We start from the raw sequence: 15,730 nt of genomic DNA, 5'->3' as shown, positions 1-15,730 counted from the left end.
GTGAATATGCTTAATATTTTATCTATTTTAATAATTATATTGAATTTTATTTTAATACTGGCTTTTTTAACTCTTTTATTTTTTCTATAAATACTCTTACTGCTTTTGAAGGAGTAGTATTAATAGGTAGTATATAAGAAAAATGTCTTGTATATTTTTCCCCTAAAGGTACTACTGAAATTTCTCCATTTTTAACATCTTTCTTTGTTACATGAGAAGAAATAACTGTTATTCCCAATTCATTTTCTACAGCCTCTTTTACCGCATAATTACTTCCAAACACTACAATATTTTTAGGAATAATATTATTTCCAGATAAGAATACCATTAAGTACTCCTGTGTACCTGAACCAGCTTCTCTACTAATCCAAGTCTGGTTTTGAAGACTTTCTATGGTTAAAGATTTTCCTACTAAGGGATGCCTATTATACACAGCAAGAACCATTTCATCCTTTAAAAAATCCTCATACTGAAATTTAGATGAAGGTACCACACCTTCAATAAGACCTATATCTAATTCCTTATTATTAATCATGTCACAAACTGAGGCGGTATTTGCAATTTTAACTTCTAAATTCAAATATGGAAACTCCTTAGAAAACTTACCAAGGAAGGCTGGAAGTATATATTCCCCTATAGTAAAGCTTGCCCCTATACGTAAAGTTCCACTAACAGTTTCCTCATAGTTTGTGAGTTCATTTTTAGTTTCCTCTAAAATATGAATTATTTCTCCAGCCCTCTTATAAAGTAAATATCCTCCACTGGTTATTTCTATTTTTTTTTGCTTAATTGATCTTTCAATAAGTCTAATTCCAAAATATTCTTCAAGATGTTTAATATGTAAACTTACACTAGGCTGAGATAGTTTTATGGCTTCTGCTGCCTTAGTAAAATTTTTATACTCAACTACTGCTATAAAGGTTTTGAGTTCCTCAATCATTTTCTAGCTCCTTTCTATTCTGTAAAAACTATAAACTTTATTACTATTTTTATCATCCTTTTTATTTTAAAATTATAATAAGAGTTCTCTATTAAATCACTTACTAATTATTTCAGGCAAACCACATCTAATTAGTAACTTTAGAGCTTTAAGGGCTTTTTTATAGCTTAAATTCATCCTTAACTTTAATTTAACCTCTTTAACCATTAATTATTTTAATTATAACAATTAAAATAATATATTTTTAATATATTACTTTAATTGTTATAATTCTATATGGATATACTGTCACTAAGATTTAATCACTTGAATAAAATCTTACTGCTAAAGTTTATAGGAGGAATAGACATATGACACTATCAAAATTAAAACATGATTTTATTGAAATATTCCCTGGGTTAATTGTGTGCATTATAATTGCTTATGCAAGTAAATTTATAGGAAGTTACATCCCTATGATAGGTGGTGCAACTCTTTCAATACTAATTGGTATACTTATTGGAAACACTATTGGGAAAAACAAGGTTTATGGGAAAGGTACGAAATTTTGTGAAAGCACCTTACTTTCTTATTCTATTGTTCTTCTTGGAGGGACCTTAAGCATAAAAACAATTTTAAACTTAGGCGTTTCAGGTTTAAGCTATATTGTAATTCAAATGGCAATAACAATATTTGTAGCTATATATCTTGGCAGAAAATTTGGCTTTTCCCAGGACTTTGGACTTTTAATGGCTAGTGGTAATGCAGTATGTGGTTCTTCTGCCATAGCATCTACTGCCCCAGCTATAGGTGCTAGTGACAAAGATAAGGGAATTGCTATTACTATAGTAAACTTAGTAGGTACAATTTTAATGCTACTTTTACCACTTATAGGTTATGCTTTGTTCTCCTTAGAAACCTTAAAAACTTCTGCTTTAATTGGTGGAGTGCTTCAGTCAGTAGGACAAGTTGTAGCTAGTGGAGCTTTAGTTAATGAGGGAGTTAAAGACTTAGCTACTATATTTAAGATAGTTAGAGTTATATTTTTAGTATTTGTAGTTTTAGGTCTTTCAGCTTTTAAAAATCACTCTGTAGAAAGCGCTAATAACTCCGAAGCGAAAAATAGGAAAATTAAAGTTAAAATTCCTTGGTATGTTACAGGATTTTTTATAATGTGTTTTTTATTTAGCTTAAGTATTATTCCAGTGGAAATATCAAAAATTTTCAAGGTAATTAGTAATAACTTTGAAGTAATAGCTCTTGCAGGCATTGGAATGAGAGTTAACTTTTCAGATCTTATGAAGGAAGGTTTAAAAACATCCCTTTATGGATTGTCCATTTCCACCTTTCAAGTTATATCAGCACTAATATTAATCACAGTATTAATTTAACTTTTATATTAGATATAAATATAATTTAAAAATCCCTTGCTTAGAGCATAGGGATTTTTTTAATTAGCTTTATAACTAAGCTTCACTTTCATAATTATTGCCAAGGAAATGTAAATTAATGAAACTCTAAACTTGCCAATTTTGAACAGATTATTAAAATCTTATTAACTTGTTTAGTTATACTCCCTGGTTTTTTGAATATAAATTACTATACCAATTTAAAGGGGGAAATTATATGAGTTTAAACTTAGTTCCATTAATTATTGTAATTGTTTATCTAGCTCTTATGCTTTTTGTAGGTTTTTACACAAACAAGTTCTTAATTAATGATAGTACAGATTATATGCTAGCTGGGAGAGCTTTACCTGCTATTATGGTAGCTTGTAGCTTAGCAGCAAACAACATCGGTGGGGGAAGTACTGTTGGTCTTGCAAGTAAAGCCTATGGTAACTGGGGAATGTCTGCTGTTTGGTATGTGCTTGCAGCTGCAATTGGTATTATTCCAATGGCCTTCTTTGCTCCAAAACTTAGAAAAATAATGGCTTACACCATTCCAGAAGTAGTTGGTAGACGCTTTGGAAAATCAAGTCATATAATAACATCTATATTAAATATTATTTCTCTTTTTTGTTTAACAGCCTCTCAAATTCTCGCTTCAGGAATAATCATATCTGCTCTTGTTGGAATAAATGTTAAGGTTGCTATTTTAATAGCTGGATTATTTACAGTAATCTATACCGTTATGGGTGGCCTTTGGGCGGATGCCTTTACTGACTTATTTCAATGGGCAATTATATTCTTTGGACTTTTAATTGCAATTCCCTTCGTAATTAAAGGTGCTGGTGGTTGGTCAACTATAGTAGCTAAGGTTCCTCCAACAAAAATGTCCCTAAACGGAATGGGCATTGCTACAATAGTTAGCTTAATTGGTCAGTACTTCATTACCTTTATGTCTGGTCCAGAAATGGTGTCTAGAGTTTTTGCAGCAAAGGATGAAAAGGCTGGAAAGAAAGCCACCTTAATGTCAGCATTATTTATGGGATTATTTGCTTTTGTACCTGCTATTATTGGTATAGCAGCCTTTGTTGCTTTCCCATCAATAGATCCAAGCAAGGCACTTTCAACTGCTGTATTTAGTTTAGCACCTCAATGGGTTTCTGGCCTTGTTTGCGCAGCAATTATTGCTTCTACCATGTCTAGCGCAGATTCAGATATGCTATGTGCTTCAACTATAATAACAAAAGATTTATATCAAAAATATATGAATCCAGATGTTAGTGACAATTCTATGATTAAAATGACTAGAATAAGCAATGTTATAATTGGACTTCTTGCAATGTGTATAGCTCTATTCCAAATTAATATAATAACCCTTAATATATTCTCCTTTATGCTTAGAGCTGCTGGTCCTTTTGCAGCCTTTATACTTGCAATATCCATGAAGAAATGTTCAAAACATGCAGGTATTGTTTCTATATTAGTAGGTAGTGCTGTAGGAATCTACTGGCAAATAATGAAAGAGCCTTATGGAATTCTAGCAATAATTGCTGGTTCTGTAGCTTCAATTATTGCCTTTATGATTACTTCCTTTATTGAAACAAGAGTTACTAATAAAATTGCACCACCACTAGAAGAAATTTAATTATTCCATCTTAATTTTACTTGTTTCCCTTTAACTAGGGTAAAACAAAGTACTAGGAGCTTTCTCCTAGTACTTTCTTATTTATAAATCTACTTTATTATCTATTAAGCATGCCATTCCAAAGAAGTATGCAACTGAAATCAAACCTAGCATTATTATTCCCGTAATGTTTATATTTGTAAAAACAAACCCTTGGTCTAAAAACATAGAAATACTTTCTTGCGATAAGTTAAACTTTCCATCTACTGCATTATAATAAAGTGGCATAGCTATCGCTGTCTTGATTGTTATATTTAAAAGCACAATAAATTGAGTTAACCATAAAGTTCCCGCAATAACAAACTGAGTAAACTTAGATTTTCCTCTATAAGCTATTTTACTAATAGTTTCTGAGAAATAACCGCTAAGCATGAAGTAAATATATAAAACTAAAATCGTGAAAAATCCAAAGACCATTAAATTTATAAAGCTTTTAATATCTCCCTGTAGCAGGCTAATATCAAAATGAAAATCATCTATTTTTAAAGAATCTAACCTAAAGGCTAGTATAATAGCACTAATAGCCTGTGTCACAACAATTAGTATTATCCAAATAGTAGTATTGAACAACTTTGCTAAAATAAACTTTTTACCACTTATAGGCAAGGTAAAGGTTAAAAATCCTCTATCCTCATTAAACTCCTTAATAAATGAAGTTGTTAAATGGTAAAGAATTACTACCACAATAACTATATTTGTAAGAACTAAAAACACCGGTACTAAATCACTTGTTATAATTTGAGTTAAATCATAAAAAAATATATTTAATAAAGACATTATCAAAAGACAAGGTCCTAATATCCTTGTACTTTCCTTAAAATTATACTTTAATAACTTAAGCATTTAAACCCCTCCTAAACCCCAAATATTTCCCTATATATATCTTCAATAGTTTTTCCATGAGATGCCCTTAAATCTTCTGCATTCCCTTTAAGGAATATCTCGCCCTCTCTAAGATAAATGACTTCATCAAATAATCTTTCCATATCCCTAACTAAATGGGTAGTTATTATCATAGAGCTTTCTCCATCTAAGTTATCTACTATCATGTCTAAAATCTCTTCTCTTGCCACGGGATCTACTCCTCCTAGAGGCTCATCTAAAATAAATAGTTTAGCTTTTCTTGAAAGAACAAGAGATATATTTAACTTTTCAAGCATTCCCTTCGAAAGAGCTGTAACCTTTTCCTCCATTGGTATATTCATTTTATTTAATAAGCTCACACATTTACTTTCATCAAAATCAGTATAAAAATCTTTAAACAGTTCTATGGTTTCTTTAACCTTCATCCACTTATAAAAGTAGTTTCTGTCAGGCATGTAAGATACTATGCTCTTTGACTGAACTCCTATATCTTTATCATCAATCTTTACTACTCCAGAGGAAGCTTTAGTTAACCCAGCAAGGGTTTTAATTAATGTAGTCTTTCCACTACCATTTGGCCCTAAAATACCTAAAACCTTTCCCTTTTCTAAAGTTAAACTTACTCCATTTAAAGCTCTTTTAGAAATAAATTTTTTTGTTAAATTTTGTACTTGAACTATACTACTCATACTTACTCCCCATCCCCATCAATTTCTTCTTTTAATAAAGCTAGTATCTCATCCTTGCTAAAGTGAAGTTCCTTAATTTGATAAATAAATTTACTAACTATATCTCTTGCCATAGTTTTCTTTAGGCTATATAAAATATCCTTATCCTCTGTAATAAAAGTTCCCATTCCTCTTTGAGTATAGGTAAGCCCTTCTCTTTCTAGCTCCTGATAAACTCTTGAAACAGTGTTTGGATTTACTTTTAAATCACTAGATAATTCTCTCACTGAAGGCAATTTGTCTCCCTCCTTAATTTCTCCTATAACAGTCTTTTTCTTTATATAATCCATTATCTGAATGTAAATAGGAAGGTTCTCATCAAACTTTAAACTCATATCACACCTCCTAAAGTATTAGTGTACTATATTGATAGTACACTAATACTATATTCTAGTCAATAGTCTTTAATACCTAAAATTATATTTTTTTGTGTTCTGTCCTTAAAGCCTTTTATCTCAACAAAAACTCATAAACCAAAATAGAAGAACCCAGAAGCTTTAAAACTCCTAGGTTTCTTATAAACTAATTAAGTATTTTTATTTTTCTATTAGATATATTAGATTTAGAAAACCATAACCTTAGTAAATTAATTATGAGATACACGAAGAAATCTCTATAACATATAAAGTTGTCCCTAATGATATTAATAGGTATAATAAACATATATATCTTTTTATCTATGTGAAACTAAATGAGTTATTACAACTACTTATTTATTAACAAGGATAATAAATTCCCAGAAAATTAATTGGAATAAAGATTTGGAGGAATAATCATGGATATAGGTGCATTATCAATAGCTATGAGCCAATCAAGAGTACAAGAGGCAGCTGGACTAGCAGTAATGAAGCTCGCTATGAATAGGGGCAAAGAAACTTCTACCCAATTAGCAGAAATGCTTAAAAGTGCTGCTGTAGATCCCAATTTAGGAAATCGCTTAGATACACGAGCATAAATTGTAGAAAAGTATCTTCCTTTAAAGATATCCTTAAGGAATTCTTTAAAGGAAGTTCTTTTTTTGAAGAATTCCTTAGATAGTTTATGTCATATGTAATTACATAGCTTATCTTTTAAAATTGAAAAAAGGGATATTTAAACAATAACCCTAGTTCAAATTACCCCCAATTAAATTTAAAGATTAAGTTACCTATTAATAAAATTCACACTGATTTTACATTTAAAAGCTCTATGTTAATTTTACATTTAATTCTCTATTTTATAAATCCCATAAGTCTTTTAATATTATTACAGTTTTCCTTATTTATTAATACTTCAAAAAGCTTAAAAGCAACATCAAAAGAAGTAGATGGATTAAATGAGGTTATAATATTTTTATCTACAACTATTGGCTCATCAGCTATAACATTAGCTTTATAAGTAGCAAGCTGTTTTTGTCTATGTCCATTAGACAAATTATAGGTTGTTGCTTTGTAAACTCTTCTTTCCTCTTAATTTTATTTTAAGTTCCTCGGATTTCTGTGTCTGCAATATTATACTAACATTATTCCCCTTTGGTCCTTTTTATATAACCGTTGCTTCCACAGCTTCAGTTTTTCAATTGACTTTCGTTGCATCAAAAAACCTTCCTTTTTACTTTATTCAAGTATATCAAAGAAAGGTTATTGTTACACTATGGTTGGTATCTCCCCCCTTACTTTACGTGTTTGTAGAGTTTTTGGGGTTTATACCTTTACTCAATATGTTCTATTGTTTCAGGTGTTTCTAACATATAATCTCTTGCGGTAAAAAATCTACCAAGTATCATGTAATACTTAATATATCTGATGCCGAGATTCAAACTCGCACATCACAATAACCACAATCTTCAAATTATTATATTGTTAATTTTATACCACATTCCATTCCTAGTAGATATTTTTGTTTACCCTTTAATTTAAAATGTGTTGAAATTCTATCAAAATTTAGATTACCTATTATACAAGTACTTAAACCCAATGTTTCTGCATGAATTGCTAATGTTTGGCACATAATACCAACATCAATTATTGCATAGTAATACCCTCTGTCCAAATATTTTGGCATTGATATATCTGAGTCAAAAACAAAGAATATTGATATAGCTGATTCATCATAAGTATGTTTATTTCCCTCATAATGAGCGTCTCTTATATTGCATTTTTCATCTATCATTAAGATTTTATGCGAAAATGGATGGTAATAATATAGTCCCTCATTAAGTCCTTCTACCCGTTTCTCTTTTACATAAATATATGAATCTATAGGATACAACGCTCCTGCCGAAGGGTAATAACTAGTTGCATACTCAACTCTCGATCTATATGACAACACTTCAAATAAAGAAGAAAACACTTCCATTGAAATAGGTTCCCTTTTATTAAAAAGTCTATTGGTTTTTCGCTCTTTTATAGCATTTAGTATATTATTAGGATTTTTTAATAAATTAATGCCTAATAAAGAGTCCTCACCAACTGGATTCCTCATTACCCCCTTATTCATATGTTCCAAAACAGTCTTTATATTTCCTACATTCAACCGACTAAACTCAGAATTACCCGCCCAAACCTTATATTGATAATTAAATAGATTGTCCACTTCCTGAATTTGATTGATAAGAATATTATTTTGAATCAAAAACGACCAAAATTTTCTCATGATATCTTTTTTTATATATGAGAATTCTCTTAACGCACCATGTAAAGACAATCCCCTACATGCCTTGTAGTAAAAATCCGGAAATATTGTAACTACATTTCCTGTAATTCTTAGTTTTCCAACAACTAGTGTAGTATCATCATCCAAATACCATATTGTGGAAGGAGACCAATAATAATTATTATTACCACCCATAGAATTATACTTTTCTTCTAATCCTAATTGGTTGATATAATGGGTGAGCTGAATATACTACTCCACCTAATTTTGTGAAATCGCCATATAAGTTTTTTACTTGTTCAGCATATTCAATAACAGAATCGAGTAGACTGCTCTCATCAATGAATTGATCCTTAATTTTTTCCATGGCTTATCTCCTCCGTACATATACTCTTAAATAGTAGTTTAAGATCTCTTTGGTCAATTTTAAATCGTTTTTGCTCTTTTCTTAATTTTCTTGTTATATCTTTTCTTATCATTTGGTCCTTCATTTTTTTCTCATTTAATTTATTAAAAGAATATTGTCTAACAATTACTTTTGTTACATCTTCAAACAATAAATCTATTTCTTTACATAACTTTTCATTATAAAACTTAGAGATATATCTGATTACTTCTTTATGATCATTAATCTTTGTTCTACCTGACAAATACATAGTAATTGCCTTTAATTTTGATACTTCTTCTTTTTCTAGAATACTCATATCAACATTTTTAAGCATATAATTTAATTTTTGAAAAGATAAATCAAATTCTTCTCTTATTACATTACACATAGCTGATAAATAAATACAATCACAATAAATATTTTCATAGGGAATACTTTCAATATATTGATTATCATAATATTTTCGAACACGATTTTCCAATATACTTTTTGAAAAATAATTAAGTGACGTAATAATATGTTTACAATTATCCTTATTAATTTGGTTTGGATCGTGTAGTAAATTTCTTACATACTTAAATGTATTGTCTGCTTTTAATGCCTGTTCTTCCCATTCAAAAACTTCAGATACTCCTGGTACAATAATATGGTATGACGGTAATCCCAAATATGACACATCTCGTATTAACACATCATAACCATTTTTCGTAAGACATTTAATGCAATACTTAAGAATCTCTTTATTATCCATGTCTCCACAATCAAAATCAAAAAATGAATAACTATTAGAATTAGAAAAAAGTTCATAGCCATATTGTGCTTGGCCATTAATAATACTGTTTTCAAAGTTCCAATGTGTAGTAACTTCATTATTTTGAAAGTCAAATATGCTCCTATTAGTATATTCATAAACAGAATGGCCTTGAGTGGCTTCGGTAAATGCTCTTTCAATCGCAATGCCCATACTTGGATGACTTCCAAATTTTATTCCATATCTCCCAGTATCCTTTTCAATTATAATTAATGCCGCCACAGGATACATACCACCTAAAGAACAATCCTTAATTTCTATATGATATCCTTCAGTACTTCTTATTTTTTCAAACATATCATAAACTTGAGGATACCTTTTCAATACGTCCATAGGTATATCAGGTAACGAAAGGTTTTCCATAATCACTTTCTTCTGAACAACTCTTTCCATTATTTCTGACAACCCCTGAATTATTGCCTCTTCGGGAGTATTTCCCGCAGCCATACCATTACTACCATAAAATTTCATATAAAAGCTCTGGGGTAAATAATAAACCTGATTATCCAATACACTATAAAAAGGCAAAGATAAATATTTACCTTCATTTTCAGGTTTACTAATTTTCAATAAAAAAGCAACCTTTTCAATATCATTCATATGAACCATATTAAATTTATCTTCAATAAATTTGGTAAAAGAATTTCCTTGATTTAATATTTCCTCAATTGTAAGGTTTTTCTCATCAGGGGCTAACTCAAATCCAAATTCACTTTTGTTTTGCTTTCTCATCTCCATTGTTTTATCACATAACATGTTATTTTGATATCTTTCAAATAATTCCCCATAAGCACTTGCTCTTGCAAAATTCCTATCGACACCCTTACCGTTACACCCAATTGCTGAACCTGTAAAGTTTAAACGAAGACTTTCTGTTTTTATTTCTTCATCTCTATACCATCTTTCACTAACTTTAATATCCATCTCATACAATTTAGATATAATTCTTTCTACAGTTACATCAGGACTTATATCTTTATAATGCCTACTTTTCAATTGTGACAATATGCTCAAATCCTTTCAATAATAATTATGATGTTTTCTGTGCTTTAACCAATTCATAGAAGAAACCTTTTTTCATATATAACTCATCGAAATGTCCTTGTTCACAAATCTGGCCATTATGAAACACGAAAATTTTGTCGTATTTACCTAATATGCTTTTATCTATCCGATGTGTAACAGACACTAATGTCGTATTTGGTTTATTCATCAAGCATTTTTCGATTCTTAGGTAATTTTCATAATCTAGTGCTGAAGTTGCTTCATCAAGAAAATAAAAACTACTGTTTTTTAACATTGCTCTAGCAATAGATATTCTCTGTTTTTCTCCTCCTGAGAAATTTACTCCCGATTCAGAAATCCATGTATCTAAACCATCATTCATTTCCTTGATTTTATTATCCAAAGCCGCAAATTCAATAACAGATGAAATATCAGATTTCTCATAATTTGGTTCAAACATGGTAATATTATCTTTAACCGTACCTTCTAATAATAAATTGTTTTGTGAAATATACGTTATCTGTTTGTAGAGTGAATCTTCTGATACATTCTGAAGCAAATGATTGTTAATCTTTATTTCTCCCTGATAATCATTATAATAACCTAATATTAGTTTAAGCAAAGTGCTTTTCCCAGAACCACTGGTCCCGACAAATGCATATTTTTTATTCTTTTCGAGATCCAAAGTTATTTGATTAAGTATCTGTTTATTATCAATCTCCAATGAGACCTGATCTAATGTTATTGTTTCAATTATATCCTCAACATTTTCTTTTTCTTTATAAGTGTAATTAAGTATTTTATTTAATTTATTGACGATTTCTTTACATCCCATAATCTTTGGAAGGTTCTGTGAAATTTTACTTAAAGGACCAGCAATACTTCCAGAGATAAAAGTAATTGCAAATATCTCTCCTACCGTTAACAATCCATTTAGTGCCAATATCATTCCAAATACTAGAATGCCTAAGATTACCATATTAGAAACTACTGCTATAACACTGATTAGAATGTCCATATATTGGTAAGCCCTGCGTTTAACAGTTCCTAATTCCTTATTACTCTTGTCAAACTGGCTATCAACAACGCTAACTGCATTATAATTCTTAAACACTTCAACGCCTTCCATATAACTAGAAGTGCTCTTTAAGAATTCTTCATTCTCCTGGGAATAACTCATCATCATACTCTGTAATTTACCAACGAATAATTTGGGAATAACAAGAGGTATAACGCTTACAAACAAAACAAAAAGGCTACACATCCAATTCATAGTTATAATTGCTACTATTGCCACTAATAGTGTTATAATCTCTTCAATTATGCATAAATAAGGTGTAATATAATTTGTTTCAATCATTGTAGTATCATTTACAAGTATAGATGTATAGCTATCACAATCTTTTTTCATATACTCATCTATTGGAAGCTTATTTATGCTCTCATATAGTTTTGTCCTTAGGTTATTGTTTATTACTTTTCTACTTTGAACCTTAATCATCGAATAAATAGTGTATAACACCATCATTAGAATTGTTATTATACATAATTCTTTAGCATATTGCCAATAATCACGCTTGGTTCCTCTAGCAACATCAAAAGCTAATCCTAGCATTTTAGAAAACTTCACAGTTACAATTGCATAAGCAAAAAACACAAGCATATAACTCCATATTCTAACTGATGAATGAAACATTATCTTTCGCAGATAATTCTTCATGCCTTATACCTCCTTGTCCTTCTACCAATTTGCTAAACTTATCATTTTTTTTCATCAATTCATTATAATTACCTGATTCAATAACTTTGCCATTTTCAAGATATAAAATGCAATCATATAATTCAATAGATTCATTGATTCTATGTATAACCGAAATTAGCATTTGTTTTTCATCTTTCAATAGTACTTTTTCTACTTCCATAGCTGTTATATTATCAAGAGCTGATACACCTTCATCCATAAGTAATACTTCAGCCTTAGAAAGCATAGCCCTTGCAATTGCAATTCTCTGTCTCTCACCACCAGAAACATTAACATTCCCACCTGAAACAATTTCGTCAAGTCCATTTTTAAATCCACTATATAAATCATCAAGAGCAGCGTCATTAATAACTCTTTCGATTTCTGAGTCCAGATAATTGTCTCTGAACAATGTAATATTCTCTTTAAACGTTCCATCCAACAATACTGAATTCTGTGTAAGATAAACTATTTTATTTCTTATACACTTTTTTGACAAATCCTTTGTCTCTACCCCATTCATAGAGTAACTACCTGTAAAGTTTTCATAGTATCCCATTATAAGTTTAAGAATTGTACTTTTACCACTACCACTTTCACCTACTAATGCATATTTTTTACCTTTTTCAAATTTCACATTAAGGTTATCTAGAATTTTATTCTCATTATCATAACTAAAAGTAACGTCTTTTAAGCAAATATTTTTTATATTTTCATTTAATTCACTACCTTCTAATCTTTCTAAAGTAGTGTTATCATTTATAAATTTATTGACCTTTTTTTGTATTTCTTTAGTTGAATTTATATGTTGAAGATAAGTTAGTATTGAAGTAATCGGATTACCTACATTATTTGCCAATCCAAACAACAATGTTACCGTTGCAACAGTTATTAATCCATTTATTGCGCTGTTGGCGAAGTATAACTGAGTACCTATTTTTAAAGAATATACAGCTACTAGCATTAACCCTGTGTTAAAAGTTTTTATTAATTCTAAATTATATTTGGATTTTTCTAGCTCAAAAGTAGTGATTCTAAATATTTGATTGAATATTGAAACTCTCCTAAAAGCATGTATTACTTCATATGATAAAAAGAATTCTTTCGTCTTATTGGTATAGTTTTTCATTTCATCTGATACCTTTTCGCCTTTTTTTCCAAGTTTCTTTTTTAGAATCAGTGGCTGAATAGCTGAAGGGATTGCTGCAATAATAACTATTAATAAGTACGGCAACCCTACTACCGCAATTGCAAATATCATAATTAATAATTGGATTATATCACTCACTAATTCAAATACGTTTGAAAAATAATTCTCTTCCAACATATTTACATCATTAACCAGCATAGATGTATAATAAGATGAATTTTTAGTATAGTATGATTTTATATCCATTTTATACACTTTTCTCATTATATCTTTTCTAATCTCATAGGATATATTTTGCAATATATTTCGTTTTAAAATTGAACTTAAAATCAGCGTGATGAGCAGAATTGCAAGTACTCCTGCACAATAAATAATCACCTCAAGAACTCTACTTGAATCCATGGTGTTAACAATATCAGTTATTATTGAATAAAGCCCATAAATACGTGTTACAGAAATATAAACCACAACAGAAATCATTAAATACATAAAAATTAATTTTTTATTACTAAATATATATTTTTTCATTTTCTAACTCCCATCCATCTGATTCAAATACCTCAATTTCATTTTCTCTAAAATAATTCTGATTCTCATTTATTTTCATGACTTTAAGTCTTGTTTTTTCCCTAACAAACATAACAAAAGTATCTTTAACTATCAATTTTCCTTCTTTTATCATCGCAAATATATCTATTGAAAACTTATAAGTTTGATACGGTTTCTCTATCTGCTTAAATTTTTTAATATATCTAAGCTCATAAAACTTATACTCAAACATAAATATCTGTTTAAATATCGTTTCATCAAGCTCTTTGCATTCAGTTTTCATAACGTTCAAAAAACTTTTTATGAGTTGGTTTCTGAAAAAACTACCAGATATAATTTCCTCCAATACTAAATCACAATATTTATCCAAGTATTGGCAGAATAAAACTTCATACTTTATATAAAGTTGCTCATAACCATACCTTTTTACCAGTAATTTGACACTACTTCTAAACCCCTGATTCATGGCAATATTTAACATGACAATAAATAAATCAAATCTTGAATATCTTTTTCTCACTTCATTGTCAAATGTATAATATTGCATAAACATCTCTTTAGAGCTTTTCGCTAAGTTAGATAATTCATCACATTTAAATAATTCTCTGTATAGAATTGAAACCTCACCTGCATATTCAGGATCGAAGTATAAATCATCATAAACTATATTACTATCTTTTGTTCCAGGTAAAGCCATATATTTATGTAGTTGAATTGAGTCTATATCAAACTCCAAACACTTTTCCATTAATTTTAGCGTCTCCCGAAAATCTTCAATATTTTCTTCATAAAAACCATAAATAAAAGAGACCGTAACATTAAACTCTAATTGCTTTAAAATCTTTAATATTTTAGGTGCATTTTCTAGATTAAGATTCTTATTCTCTATTTTCTGCATACGTGCCGATCCAGTTTCTATACCCAAGTATATTCCTGTACAATTAGCCCTTCGCATTTCTTTCAAGATATCTTCATCTAAACAATCTATTCTAGCTGAACAAGTCCATGTATAATCCATCTTCATAATTGATATGTGTTCACACAATTCTTTAATATATTTCTTATTAGCTGTTAGCATATCATGTTCAAGTTTAAACTTAGTTACTTTATGGGTTTTGTTATAATATTCCATATCATCAACAATTTTTTCTGCTAATTTAACTCTGTACTTCCTTTTCCAAAACACGCTAGTAGAACAAAATGAGCATTTAAAAGGGCAACCTCTTCCCGCTTCAAGCATAAGTGAATCATTTTTTTTAAAATTATACTCTCCAAAATCCAACTTGTCGTTCGCATTTAATTCATCAATTGATATAAGCTCATTACAGGGATTTACAATAATTTTTCCACTCTCACAGTAACAAATTCCTTTAACATCACTTAGAGAGAAGTCATTGATTAACCTATCAATTAATGGAACTATTAGCTTTTCTCCTTCGCCAATAGCTACAGCATCAACAAATGAAAATTGTTCAATGCATTTCTCTGCAATTAAAGATGCATGAGGACCGCCAAATATTATCTTAATCTGTGGTGCCAACTTTTTTAACATTTCAGCAACTTTTACAGTTGTAATAAAAGAATCACTAATGGTATAGAAACCAACAACTTTTGGATCCAATTCTATTATATATTCTGCAATTTGTTTAAAATTTTCAATTAATGAATTAACATATTTTATTTTTCCGATTTTATGCAAGTAATCAAAGTTAAGATAATCTGTGTCATACTTTTTACTTAGTATTTTTTTTAATATCAATTGACCTATTTGAGGATGATCATTTCCTTCGACAAACTCAATACTATTTACGAATAATACATCCATAAAACTCCCCCTAAAAGTTTCATAAAAGACGTGTACTAGTGCAC

General features: G+C 29.5%; 13 protein-coding genes and 1 pseudogene. 3 read left to right on the top strand and 11 right to left on the bottom strand.

The annotated features are described in order from the left end of the window. Positions 1–46: 46 nt before the first annotated feature. On the bottom strand, positions 47–940 hold the full coding sequence (locus C661_RS0119780; protein WP_017417066.1) for a LysR family transcriptional regulator: 894 nt from the start codon (positions 938–940) through the stop codon (positions 47–49). A gap of 350 nt (positions 941–1,290) precedes the next feature. Between C661_RS0119780 and C661_RS0119775 the strand changes: the two genes are divergently transcribed. Beyond that, a complete protein-coding gene (locus C661_RS0119775; RefSeq protein ID WP_017417065.1) occupies positions 1,291–2,310 on the top strand; it encodes a YeiH family protein in 1,020 nt (339 codons plus the stop codon). 235 nt (positions 2,311–2,545) lie between these two features. Further along, positions 2,546–3,952, top strand: a complete 1,407-nt coding sequence (locus C661_RS0119770; RefSeq protein WP_017417064.1) for a sodium:solute symporter family protein — start codon at positions 2,546–2,548, stop codon at positions 3,950–3,952. Positions 3,953–4,033: 81 nt separating this feature from the next. Here the strand turns inward: C661_RS0119770 and C661_RS0119765 are convergent, their stop codons facing one another. From C661_RS0119765 to C661_RS0119755, 3 genes are read right to left on the bottom strand one after another with little or no spacing between them, the layout of a single operon-like run. Next, positions 4,034–4,834, bottom strand: a complete 801-nt coding sequence (locus C661_RS0119765) for a hypothetical protein (RefSeq protein WP_017417063.1) — start codon at positions 4,832–4,834, stop codon at positions 4,034–4,036. An 11-nt stretch (positions 4,835–4,845) separates the two neighbouring features. Further along, positions 4,846–5,544, bottom strand: coding sequence for an ABC transporter ATP-binding protein (locus tag C661_RS0119760; RefSeq protein ID WP_017417062.1), 699 nt, complete (start codon positions 5,542–5,544; stop codon positions 4,846–4,848). Positions 5,545–5,546: 2 nt separating this feature from the next. Continuing rightward, a complete protein-coding gene (locus C661_RS0119755; protein ID WP_017417061.1) occupies positions 5,547–5,918 on the bottom strand; it encodes a GntR family transcriptional regulator in 372 nt (123 codons plus the stop codon). Between the two features lie 440 nt (positions 5,919–6,358). Between C661_RS0119755 and C661_RS0119750 the strand changes: the two genes are divergently transcribed. Then, positions 6,359–6,538 (top strand): YjfB family protein, encoded by a 180-nt coding sequence (locus C661_RS0119750; protein WP_017417060.1) that lies wholly within the window; start codon positions 6,359–6,361, stop codon positions 6,536–6,538. A gap of 256 nt (positions 6,539–6,794) precedes the next feature. Here C661_RS0119750 and C661_RS0119745 read toward each other — a convergent pair. From C661_RS0119745 to C661_RS0119715, 7 genes and pseudogenes are all read right to left on the bottom strand, one after another. Continuing rightward, positions 6,795–7,010, bottom strand: a pseudogene (locus tag C661_RS0119745) (DJ-1/PfpI family protein); the annotation flags it as partial. 406 nt (positions 7,011–7,416) lie between these two features. After that, a complete protein-coding gene (locus tag C661_RS0119740) occupies positions 7,417–8,412 on the bottom strand; it encodes a SagB/ThcOx family dehydrogenase (RefSeq protein WP_017417058.1) in 996 nt (331 codons plus the stop codon). 4 nt (positions 8,413–8,416) lie between these two features. Beyond that, positions 8,417–8,584 (bottom strand): hypothetical protein, encoded by a 168-nt coding sequence (locus C661_RS23800; RefSeq protein WP_017417057.1) that lies wholly within the window; start codon positions 8,582–8,584, stop codon positions 8,417–8,419. Further along, positions 8,571–10,412 (bottom strand): YcaO-like family protein, encoded by a 1,842-nt coding sequence (locus tag C661_RS0119730; RefSeq protein WP_192812678.1) that lies wholly within the window; start codon positions 10,410–10,412, stop codon positions 8,571–8,573. Before C661_RS0119730 ends, C661_RS23800 begins: the two co-directional genes overlap by 14 nt. A 34-nt stretch (positions 10,413–10,446) precedes the next feature. Further along, positions 10,447–12,141, bottom strand: coding sequence for an ABC transporter ATP-binding protein (locus tag C661_RS0119725; protein ID WP_017417055.1), 1,695 nt, complete (start codon positions 12,139–12,141; stop codon positions 10,447–10,449). Next, the gene (locus C661_RS0119720; protein WP_017417054.1) at positions 12,098–13,840 is read right to left on the bottom strand and encodes an ABC transporter ATP-binding protein; all 1,743 of its coding nucleotides are present in this window, start codon (positions 13,838–13,840) and stop codon (positions 12,098–12,100) included. Before C661_RS0119720 ends, C661_RS0119725 begins: the two co-directional genes overlap by 44 nt. Next, positions 13,821–15,686: a B12-binding domain-containing radical SAM protein gene (locus C661_RS0119715; RefSeq protein WP_017417053.1), complete on the bottom strand. Its 1,866-nt coding sequence runs from the start codon at positions 15,684–15,686 to the stop codon at positions 13,821–13,823. Before C661_RS0119715 ends, C661_RS0119720 begins: the two co-directional genes overlap by 20 nt. Positions 15,687–15,730: the final 44 nt, after the last annotated feature.

Origin of the sequence: Clostridium tunisiense TJ (genome assembly GCF_000300195.1) — a bacterium.
In the GTDB taxonomy this organism is placed as follows: domain Bacteria; phylum Bacillota; class Clostridia; order Clostridiales; family Clostridiaceae; genus Clostridium_J; species Clostridium_J tunisiense.
This window is presented reverse-complemented; position numbering and strand designations above follow the sequence as displayed.